The 10,034-nt window shown below is 39.3% G+C and carries 11 protein-coding genes; 8 read left to right on the forward strand and 3 right to left on the reverse strand.

The genetic code is table 11. From position 1 onward, the window contains the following. Positions 1-3: 3 nt before the first annotated feature. Both FFO06_RS11045 and FFO06_RS11050 read right to left on the reverse strand, forming a co-directional pair. Positions 4-1,536 carry a M23 family metallopeptidase gene (locus tag FFO06_RS11045; RefSeq protein WP_137908090.1) on the reverse strand — a complete coding sequence of 511 codons (1,533 nt, stop codon included), beginning with the start codon at positions 1,534-1,536 and terminating at the stop codon, positions 4-6. Between the two features lie 86 nt (positions 1,537-1,622). Next, positions 1,623-2,429 (reverse strand): biotin--[acetyl-CoA-carboxylase] ligase, encoded by an 807-nt coding sequence (locus FFO06_RS11050; protein ID WP_137908097.1) that lies wholly within the window; start codon positions 2,427-2,429, stop codon positions 1,623-1,625. 123 nt (positions 2,430-2,552) lie between these two features. Between FFO06_RS11050 and pgeF the strand changes: the two genes are divergently transcribed. The 8 genes from pgeF (at position 2,553) to gshB (ending at position 9,377) form a co-directional block, all read left to right on the forward strand. Next, entirely contained in the window at positions 2,553-3,353 is an 801-nt protein-coding gene (gene pgeF, locus FFO06_RS11055; RefSeq protein WP_137908091.1) for a peptidoglycan editing factor PgeF, read from the forward strand. Between the two features lie 90 nt (positions 3,354-3,443). After that, the gene (locus tag FFO06_RS11060) at positions 3,444-3,683 is read left to right on the forward strand and encodes a Calvin cycle protein CP12 (protein WP_137908092.1); all 240 of its coding nucleotides are present in this window, start codon (positions 3,444-3,446) and stop codon (positions 3,681-3,683) included. 185 nt (positions 3,684-3,868) lie between these two features. Next, the gene (locus FFO06_RS11065; RefSeq protein ID WP_190371416.1) at positions 3,869-4,459 is read left to right on the forward strand and encodes a DUF3177 family protein; all 591 of its coding nucleotides are present in this window, start codon (positions 3,869-3,871) and stop codon (positions 4,457-4,459) included. A 45-nt stretch (positions 4,460-4,504) separates the two neighbouring features. After that, a complete protein-coding gene (locus FFO06_RS11070) occupies positions 4,505-4,804 on the forward strand; it encodes a DUF7734 family protein (RefSeq protein ID WP_137908098.1) in 300 nt (99 codons plus the stop codon). A 35-nt stretch (positions 4,805-4,839) separates the two neighbouring features. Continuing rightward, positions 4,840-5,955, forward strand: coding sequence for a cobalt-precorrin-5B (C(1))-methyltransferase CbiD (gene cbiD / locus FFO06_RS11075; RefSeq protein WP_137908094.1), 1,116 nt, complete (start codon positions 4,840-4,842; stop codon positions 5,953-5,955). A gap of 298 nt (positions 5,956-6,253) precedes the next feature. Further along, a complete protein-coding gene (gene guaA, locus FFO06_RS11080; protein ID WP_137908099.1) occupies positions 6,254-7,876 on the forward strand; it encodes a glutamine-hydrolyzing GMP synthase in 1,623 nt (540 codons plus the stop codon). Positions 7,877-7,989: 113 nt separating this feature from the next. Further along, on the forward strand, positions 7,990-8,250 hold the full coding sequence (grxC, locus tag FFO06_RS11085; RefSeq protein ID WP_137908095.1) for a glutaredoxin 3: 261 nt from the start codon (positions 7,990-7,992) through the stop codon (positions 8,248-8,250). Positions 8,251-8,399: 149 nt separating this feature from the next. Then, positions 8,400-9,377, forward strand: a complete 978-nt coding sequence (gshB, locus tag FFO06_RS11090) for a glutathione synthase (protein WP_137908096.1) — start codon at positions 8,400-8,402, stop codon at positions 9,375-9,377. On the opposite strand, the gene FFO06_RS11095 is transcribed toward gshB, so the two are convergent. Continuing rightward, on the reverse strand, positions 9,359-10,034 hold a 676-nt coding region (locus FFO06_RS11095), incomplete at its 5' end, for a type ISP restriction/modification enzyme (protein ID WP_306420215.1). The two genes, gshB and FFO06_RS11095, sit on opposite strands and share 19 nt — an antisense overlap.

The following is a 10,034-nucleotide window of genomic DNA, read 5'->3' on the forward strand; positions in this document are numbered from 1 at the left end:
TAATTAACGAGCTTGGGCTATCCGCTGAGATTGTATCAATTGACTGATTCCACCCTCTAACTGTACACCTGGGTCAACAGCCACCCATCCATTTTGGGTGAGGTGACGGACTTCAAAGTGCAAGTGAGAACCAGTAGAATTACCCGTGTTACCAACTAAGCCAAGGACAGTTCCTGGTTCTACCCATTGGCCGGGTTGAACAAAGATTTCTGACATATGACCGTAGAGAGTTTGTTGAGCCGAAGCATGATTAATGATCACAGCTAAACCGTAACCACTAACCCAGTTAGCAGTCTCGACTTGACCTTTAGCTGCTGCTAAAATTGGTGTTCCCGTGGGTGCCCCCAAGTCTGTGCCAGTGTGAAAGCGACTATCACCTGTGATAGGATGAACTCGCCAGCCAAACAAAGAAGTAATTGGGGCAGCGATAGCTAGAGGGAAGATCATTCCCGAACCACTACCACCACGATAGGCAATGGTATTAGTATAAGGAACTTCTGGTAAGACTGATGCCAGGGAGAACTTATAAGACACCATACTGGCACGAGGAGCAACATTGCCCTCCATCACTGGTGCTGGTAAACTACCCACCGGGGGAGCGATAGGATTAGCGCTCACAATTGTAGTGCTAAATTCCCCAGGATGAGGGAGAAAGCGACGGCGATGATAGGCTGCTTTTGTATGACTTGTATAATTGCGGGTATCAGTTCTGTTTTCAATTGCCCTTGACCGCCAATTATGTCGAGTCCGACTAATTTTACTGTCACTATTAGTAACATTTTCAGCAATATTCTTTTGCTGATTGTTATTTCCAGTTATAGGTGTCCAGGCTGATTTTTTGGCGGGGAAAACGGTCGGTAATTTAGCAGTTGCACTTTTTTTCAGCCAAGTCGGTGATGATCCTTGAAACTTAGCCACGGGGCGATTTTGGGTAGTTTTAGCACAAGCACCTGCGCCTAAAATTGTTCGACAACCTCTAGAACGTTCTGTCACTACTACAGAACTTGGGGATTGATAGTTACCTGTGTCGGGATTTTTGTACTCAGTGGGATCAATATAATTGTTGTTGTAATCCTTTGCGTTACTCCCTGTATCTATGGTAGTCTCCTCAGAGATTTTGGTTGTTCGGGAGACTTCCGGGAGTGTTTTGGCTAGGGAGTCAGCTTCCGACTGTTGAGCATTTTCACCTCTGGATTTTGCATCTCTAATAGCTTGTATAGCTCTATATCCACTTTTACTACTTAGCCTTTTTTTTAGCCTAGCTTGGCGTTCAGAAAAATCTGTTTTTGGTTGTGCTGTTGGTGACACAATAGTTTCTGGCTGAGCTGATTTGGCTGCTGCTTTTGGTTGGGAATTCTCAATAGTTGGGACAATGTTGTATATTGATGAACTTTCACTTGCAGCCACAAAACCGCTACCGATAAGACTAAAGCTAGTTAGTAGACAAAGGCCTCGTCCCGGTAGTTTAGAAGCAAAACCTTTACTCATCCCACTTAAGTAAAAATTTTTATGGGCAGATTTATGATGCTGCGTCATTTGTTCTCTTTTTTTGTGTGTAATAAACCTAAGAAAATGATGTCATTAAATGTTGGATGGATGTGTACTATCCTACCAGATGAAACCTAAGCTTGACGATAACCCAAACTAATTGTACCTGGTTGGCAGCAAATTTCGGGTGTTATTGGTGCTTTTGGATCATCAGTTGTCATTTTTAACCGGAGATTACCCTCTTGAGTTACACCAACTACTGTACCTAAAAGATTATTGACATAAACCTGATCACCCATATTTGTGAGGACATCAAGATAGTTAGATAAGAGTATACTTATTCCTTCTGCTTGTAAACACTCTATACCGGACTTAATTCCTAGTAAAACCTTTGAAGTTAGCATTTCTAGGTGATCTATCATCTGATAATTCTGGGAATTTTGCCATAATTTCAGATTAATTCCTGTGGACGGAACCTGATTTTCCCAGTTAATACCAACACCAATAACGGCTTGAGTGATTTGTCCTTGATTAACTTTGGTTTCCGTCAAAATGCCGCCTAATTTGCGACTATTTAATACTAAATCATTCGGCCATTTTATGCCCACTGGTAAACCACATTTTCGTAATTGTGCTGTAATGCCCCAAGCGCTGGCCAAGGTAAGTTGATAACTATTGGTAGCTTCTAGTTTAGGATCTATTGCCATCGAAAGATATAGACCGCCAGCAGGAGACTGCCATTGACGACCCCATTGGCCTCTCCCTGCGGTTTGTTGAGTAGCAATAACTATACAGCCTGGTTTTTCTCCTTGGTGAATGAGTTGCCACAGGGTTTGATTTGTGGAGGATAATGTATTAAAAATATGTAGGGAGAATGGTAAGTCTTGATGCTTATATTCTGCTTTTAAGCTATCTACCAAAAGTTGCCGATTAAATTCCACTGCATTGCCCCATAATTGACTTGAAGATTTTTTTGGCTTTTTGGCAAATCTGTTTTGGCCGTTGTTCAAGTTAACATTGAATTGATTGAAAGTTGTTAATTTTCTGTTGAGGTTTGGTTAAAGATGCACACTTGGCATTGGCACAATTGGGAAGGTCTACCCTACCTAACTTGTAATCTTCTAAAACCCTGGCCTCATGGTTTCTTTACCCAACGGTTTTGGCCACGTCTACCTCATGAGCTAACTGAGGCACTACAACCAGAGGCCTTAGTTTATCGCTTAAAACAGGTACATGGCAATACTGTTTTGACTCCCCAGGAAGTTGATCATTATGTTAACATCAGTGATGATGATTTGGCTTTAGCAGATGGTTTAATTAGTCATCAACCTTTACAAGCTGTCTGGGTGGCCTCTGCTGACTGTACACCTGTTTTGATTGGAGATGTCAAAACTGGACAAGTAGCGGCTTTACACGCTGGTTGGCGCGGTACTGCGGCGAAAATTGTCCCGGCAGCTATTCATAGAATGCAAGCCCACGGCAGTAATTTAGCAGATTTGCGTGTGGCAATGGGTCCGGCTATTGCGGGTGAAGTTTATCAAGTGGCGGTGGAAGTAGCCGCAGAAATTGGCAGTAGCGTTATACCACACAACGAACCAGAAAAAATTATTGCTGCTTTGCGTGATTTACCAAATTCACCTTTACTCAGTGATACAGAACCGGGAAAAGTGCGTTTAGATGTGCGTCAGGTAAATGCTTTACAGTTGGAACAGTTGGGAGTTAGTTTAGAACAAATTGCCATCGCACCCTATTGTACTTTCCAAACTCCAGAACATTTCTTTTCCTATCGTCGAGAACAGCAGAAAAAGGTGCAATGGTCAGGAATTGTCAGTTTAGATGATATTACCCAACCGAATTATCACTAAAAGTGTAAGAATGGTTATTCATAGAAAGAAAACTTGCCATTTCCAAAGTTGTTCTATATTGGTATAAACAAAACATAACGGGACACAATCATGACTAATACCCAAACCAATAGCGATATCCAAGCAAAAATCCAAGAAGAAGTTGAAGAAGCTCGGGCTGTATGCGACATTTCCGGTAGTAATTCCGCTGCGTGTGCTGCTGCTTGGGACGCAGTAGAAGAACTTCAAGCCGCAGCATCTCACCAGAGCCAAGACAAGCCTAAAAACTCTCTAGAAAAGTATTGCGATGCTAATCCAGACGCAGATGAGTGCCGTCTTTATGAAGACTAAAACCAGCAGTTGTACTTTTTTCACTAAGTGACAATTTACGGGAATTTTGCACCAGACGGGGAATAAACCCCCCGTTTTTCACTTTTGAACAGAATACCAAAACTGACTTTTTTTCTTTCATGGCTCAAGACAAGCTACGCTATCAAATATCCAGTTACAAATTTTTCTAGTTTTCTATTGACTCTATGACAGAAGTATGGTTTCGCCCCTATGTTTGGATGGACTATTGGCTAGAATTATTATTTGTGCTGATTATTCCCATAATTCTCCTAATTTGGGCATTTGTGCAAAAATCTGAAGCCATGCAACGCTTATTAATGATTTACTGGCGTGTAGCTAGTCTATTAGCCATTACTATCTATTTAATGATTGGTGGCTTGGGAGTTGGTTTTATATCTGCTTTAATGGCACGGATTCTCGTCCCTATGGCACTATGGTTTTGGGTGGATATCAATGATGAAATTGAGTATCATCCCCAAGGTGCATTAAAACTGATTTTTACCTCTTGGCGTTGGGCAACAACGGTTTATTGTAGTTTAGGAGCGTTAGCCCTTTTACCTTTTTTACGTTGCGCTTTTTCGGCTAATACGCTGAAAACTCCTTACTGTAGTGTTTGGTTGGAAGCACCATTAGTCTTTAAAGACTATTTCCACCATAAGAGTACACCTGCTTTTCTCGGTTTTATCGGTATAGTTACTTTGGGATTTTACATAGTGTATTTAAGTTATTTTGTCGCGTTCAAACTCAGTAAATATGGACGTTCGACTACACATTAATTGTGTCTCATGGCAAGTCGCTCAAAGGTCACTCATGTTAAAATTATGAATAGTCCTATTAGTAAAAGACTGGAACAATACACAGTTAAAAGACCACAAGAGGTGCTTATTATCAATGTGGAAGTTGACGGTGAAACTGATACAATTGCTGTTTTTAAAGGCTTTTCTAGTTCTTTAATGCGTTCAACTGCTTTTGATCCTGATGTTCCTGTGTTATCTGAAGCTGCTAAAATTATCACTATTGATAGAATAGCAAGTCCCTATCATCCTGAGTCACCCCGTTATCTGGAAAAGGATATTTCCTGGGAAAATATGCAGGTTTTATTGTCGGAAGTTGGTGTTTAGATTAGTCAGGGTTTTTTGAATTTTCAATTGTCACTATGTCCCGTTCTGGATACACTTTACCAGTTTTCGCTTGTGCTGCTGCTGTTGCGGCTTTACATTGGCTACGTTATCGTAAAAATATAAATTCTGTCTCCATAGACTTGCTTGAACCTGCTAAAATGGGAGAAATACCCATTGACCAAGTAGCAGGAATATCAGAAAATCAAGCCCTGGCTATGACTCGCAGTGATCCTGGTGATAATCTGGATTTAACTAAAAATACACCAATTTGGGCTGTGGTAGAATGGTACGAAGGAGATGGAGAATCAGTAATTATTCAGGGTGGAGAAGGTATTGGGAAAAAACTCAATGATGATGGTAAAGCAGCAATTTATACTTACGCTCAACGGTTATTTCAGGAAAATTTACGTAAATTATTAACAGAGACGGAAAAAATCAAAGTTACTATTATTCTACCAGAAGGGCGATCGCTGGCCATCCGTACTTCTAACTCAGCTTTTGGTGTAGTAGAGGGACTATCTTTACTGGGAACAACGGGTATTTCTCAACCTTTAAGCACACCGGATCAATTAGCGGCTTTTCGTGCTAATCTAGAGGAAAGGGCTAGTAAATTTACAACTTTGGTATTTTGTATTGGGGAAAATGGGCTAGATTTAGCCCAGAAAATCGGTATAAATCCCGCACAGTTGATAAAAACCGCCAATTGGTTGGGACCAATGTTAGTAGCTGCTGATGTCTTAGGTGTCAAAGAAATTTTATTATTTGGTTATCATGGTAAATTGATGAAACTAGCGGGGGGAATTTTTCACACCCATCATCATTTGGCTGATGGTCGTCGGGAAATTTTAACCAGCCATTGTGCTATGCTCGGTTTAAATGCGACCGATATTCAAACCATTTTTCACAGTCCTACAGCCGAAGCAGCACTAAAACACCTGAAAAACCTTGATATTAATACTGGTAGTAATTGGGTAAATCTAGTCTATAGTGCAATTGCTGAAGCAATTGACACCCGTAGCCAAGTATATATCAATAGCCACAATGAACAAGGTAAAACTAGTATAGCTTGCGGTTGCGTCCTGTTTGACCGCGATCGCCAAATTTTTGTAAAAAGCAAAACTGGTTGTATCTTACTGGAAAAATTGTGCTAAATTAATAAGAATTATCATCATACCAATTTAAAGTAGGCAAATAGTCACTCCAGAATTATCAAATTTATCAATTAACTTATCCGTCTTTGCGGTTAATGATAATTGAAATCTACTAGTCTAATCTGGCTGCTTGGTCTTAAATTGGTATAAATAACTCAAATAAATATTTTTTTTAATACTAAATTTGAAATTTGAATTTGATTTCGATGATTAATTTAACAGTTATGACTATTAATCACAAAAATCATCAAAATCACAGACTGTGACTTTCTATCCTTAACGACACACCTTGGCTACCATGAATACAGCGGTGACTCTACCAACGGTTGAAGTACCTCAAACACAACAAAATTTGGGGAACCTGAAACAGCAAATAATTGTAATTTTAGACTTTGGTTCTCAATATTCTGAGTTAATTGCGCGTCGTATCCGCGAAACTCAAGTATATTCCGAAGTTCTTTCCTACCGCACCACAGCGGAACAGTTACGTCAACTTAACCCCAAAGGTATTATTCTTTCTGGTGGACCTAGTTCTGTATATAGTGACTTTGCTCCCCATTGTGACTCAGAAATTTGGAAGTTGGGAATACCAGTTCTGGGAGTGTGCTATGGTATGCAATTGATGGTTAATCAATTGGGTGGGGAAGTTACCAAAGCGGAACGAGGTGAATATGGTAAAGCATCTCTATATATAGATGATCCTACAGACTTATTAACTAATGTCGAAGAGGGTACAACTATGTGGATGAGTCATGGAGATTCAGTTACAAGCCTACCTCCAGGCTTTGAACTGCTTGCCCATACCCACAATACACCTTGTGCAGCGATCGCTCATCACGACAAAAAACTTTATGGCGTACAGTTTCACCCCGAAGTCGTCCATTCTCAGGGTGGTTTAGCTTTAATTCGTAATTTTGTTTATCATATCTGTGAATGTGAACCTACTTGGACAACAGCGGCTTTTGTTGAGGAAGCCATTCAGGAAATTCGCACCAAGGTAGGGGATAAACGGGTATTATTAGCATTGTCTGGTGGGGTAGATTCTTCTACTTTGGCCTTTCTTTTGTATAAAGCCATTGGTGAACAGTTAACCTGTGTATTTATTGACCAGGGTTTTATGCGGAAATTAGAACCCGAAAGGTTAGTAAAGTTATTTAAAGAACAATTCCATATTCCTGTAGAATATGTCAATGCCCGTGAGCGATTTATCTCAGCTATCGCTGGAGTCACAGACCCAGAGGAAAAACGTCGGCGTATTGGACATGAATTTATCAGCGTTTTTGAGGAAACATCCAAGAATCTTGGACACTTCGACTACTTGGCTCAAGGAACACTCTATCCAGACGTGATTGAATCTGCTGATACCAATGTTGACCCCAAAACTGGGGAACGGGTAGCAGTGAAAATTAAAAGTCATCACAATGTGGGTGGTTTACCAAAAGACTTGAGATTTAAACTGGTAGAACCGCTGCGGAAACTATTTAAAGACGAAGTTCGTAAAGTTGGTCGTTCTATTGGTTTACCAGAAGAAATTGTCCAACGTCAACCTTTTCCAGGACCGGGTTTAGCAATTCGCATTTTAGGGGAGGTCACTGCTGAACGCTTAAATATTTTGCGAGATGCTGATTTAATTGTCCGTCAAGAAATTAATCAACGCGGCTTGTATAATCAGGTTTGGCAAGCTTTTGCTGTCCTTTTACCCATTCGCAGCGTTGGAGTTATGGGTGATAAACGTACCTATGCCCATCCTATTGTTTTACGGATTGTTACCAGCGAAGATGGGATGACCGCAGACTGGGCGCGGATTCCTTATGACGTGCTAGAAGCCATTTCTAACCGCATTGTCAATGAAGTGAAAGGGGTTAATCGTGTGGTTTATGATATCACTTCTAAACCACCAGGAACTATTGAGTGGGAATAGATAATAGGTAATAGGTAATTGGTAATTGGTAATTGGTAATTAACAGCTATTAGTTGCCTTTTACCTATCCTGATCAGTAAAATTAAGAATTATGACGTTTTGTTGAGAATATTATGACTGCAAAAGTAGAAATTTATACTTGGTCAACTTGCCCTTTTTGTCTCCGTGCTAAAAGTCTACTGAACAATAAAGGTGTTAATTTTACTGAATATAGTATTGACGGAAATGAGGACGCAAGAGCAAAAATGGCACAGCGAGCTAATGGTAGACGTTCTCTACCCCAAATTTTTATTAATGATCATCACATAGGTGGTTGTGATGATATACACGCTTTAGAACGTCAAGGTAAATTAGATGAGATGTTAGCATCTTAATTACCTAATTAAGATTAAAAGATTATGTATCAGATCCCCAAGTTCCTACTCTCATTTTTCTTGCTCTGAGATACATAAATGAATTTGAGAAGTCGGGGATCTTGAATATTCTTTAATGTGAAAATTCATGGATAACAGAGGTATAAAGGGTGAAACTGGCTTTTATTATTGATCCTATACATAAACTTGATCCATGTCATGATACCAGTGTGGCACTGATGGAAGCAGGGCAAATTTTGGGACATGAAATATGGATAACTCAAGCAAATTTACTAAGTGTAATTGATGGCAAAGCTTGGGCTGTATCCCAACAAGTAGAGCTTGTTCCTGTAAAGTTGGTGGAGGGACGTTGGTTAGCGGTTGATAATTGGTTTAAATTAAGCCCTAGGGTTTTTATTCCTTTAGAAGAAATGGATGCCGTATTTATGCGGACTGATCCACCAATAAATGACGCTTATCTTTATGCTACTTATATTTTGGATTATATTGACCAAAATAAAACTCTAGTCATCAATAACCCCGCTGGTATTCGTAGTGCGAATGAAAAAATGTACGCCCTTCAGTTTCGGGAATGTGTTCCCGAAACCATTGTTAGTGCTGATAAACAGGTTATCCGCGAGTTTGTGGTAGCCAAAGCAGCGACAATTCTCAAACCACTGGGAAATAAAGCTGGAGAAGGAATTTTATTTTTACAAGCAAGCGATCGCAATTTTAATTCTATTGTTGAACTTAGCACAGTTCATGGTCAAATTCCCGTCATGGTACAAAATTATTTACCTCAAGCCAAGGAGGGAGATAAACGGATTATCTTACTTAATGGTCAAGCCATAGGCGCGCTTAATCGTATTGCTAGTAGTAGTGATTTTCGTAATAATATGGCAACTGGTGGTACTGTCGCAAAAACTAATATCACCCCAAGAGAAGAGGAAATTTGCACTCATTTAGCCGCAAAACTCCGTCAAGATGGGTTAATTTTCGTTGGTATTGATGTCATTGGTGGCTACCTTACGGAAGTTAATGTGACAAGTCCTACCGGAGTCCGGGAAATTGATCGACTTAATGGTACTAATCTTGGTTATCAAGTAATTCAATGGGTAGAAGCGAATATTCATTTGAGGGGAAAATGAGGAATAATTTGATCAATTTCCTCCATGATTCGGAAAGTTTCTGTTAAAGAGATAACAATTTTTTGATAATGGTTAATTTCCTGAGTAGATAATTCTCTTTTGGCGTTTTTTCTGTCTTTTAACCATTTATCTAATACTTGATATCCTCCGATTTTAAATTCCCAGATGTGTTGAGGAATATTGGTAAAGTAATTCTGTTTATTAACATATACTCTTTGCAATTCTGAATGATAAGTAACCTCAGTAATTTGATTATCTCCTATTTGTTGATAAGTTGTCATTAAATTATTGAGTGTATGAGATTTCATTAAATGTAAATTAACTAATTCTTCTCCCTTGATAGCTAAGGAGTTAAATAGGTTTTGATTACTAGTTAAGGGAAGACGGGGAAAATCTATCTTTAGAAATTCAGCGTATCTAGTGCGGTATGTAGGACTGTGAAAAATAGCATAAGCATAGTAAAAAATTTGTTCTGGTGGGGGTATTTTACCAAGTTTTTCTTTAATAGCTTCTAAGAATTTTGGGGATAGGTTAGGAGTTTTTTCTACAAAAAGATTTGTTTGTTTATTTTCTGTATTTGGGTAGATATAAAGAGGAAAAACATAAGTTGCTTCTCTACTTTTTAACGATACAGTACAATGTTCTGTGAGAATTTCT

Source organism: Dolichospermum planctonicum, assembly GCF_005402965.1.
GTDB classification, from domain to species: domain Bacteria; phylum Cyanobacteriota; class Cyanobacteriia; order Cyanobacteriales; family Nostocaceae; genus Dolichospermum; species Dolichospermum planctonicum.

Coding starts and splice junctions, on each gene's coding strand:
- FFO06_RS11045 (WP_137908090.1), bottom strand. CDS start 1,536: ATGACGCAGCATCATAAATCTGCCCATAAAAATTTTTACTTAAGTGGG.
- pgeF (WP_137908091.1), top strand. CDS start 2,553: ATGCACACTTGGCATTGGCACAATTGGGAAGGTCTACCCTACCTAACT.
- FFO06_RS11060 (WP_137908092.1), top strand. CDS start 3,444: ATGACTAATACCCAAACCAATAGCGATATCCAAGCAAAAATCCAAGAA.
- FFO06_RS11065 (WP_190371416.1), top strand. CDS start 3,869: ATGACAGAAGTATGGTTTCGCCCCTATGTTTGGATGGACTATTGGCTA.
- FFO06_RS11070 (WP_137908098.1), top strand. CDS start 4,505: ATGAATAGTCCTATTAGTAAAAGACTGGAACAATACACAGTTAAAAGA.
- cbiD (WP_137908094.1), top strand. CDS start 4,840: ATGTCCCGTTCTGGATACACTTTACCAGTTTTCGCTTGTGCTGCTGCT.
- guaA (WP_137908099.1), top strand. CDS start 6,254: ATGAATACAGCGGTGACTCTACCAACGGTTGAAGTACCTCAAACACAA.
- grxC (WP_137908095.1), top strand. CDS start 7,990: ATGACTGCAAAAGTAGAAATTTATACTTGGTCAACTTGCCCTTTTTGT.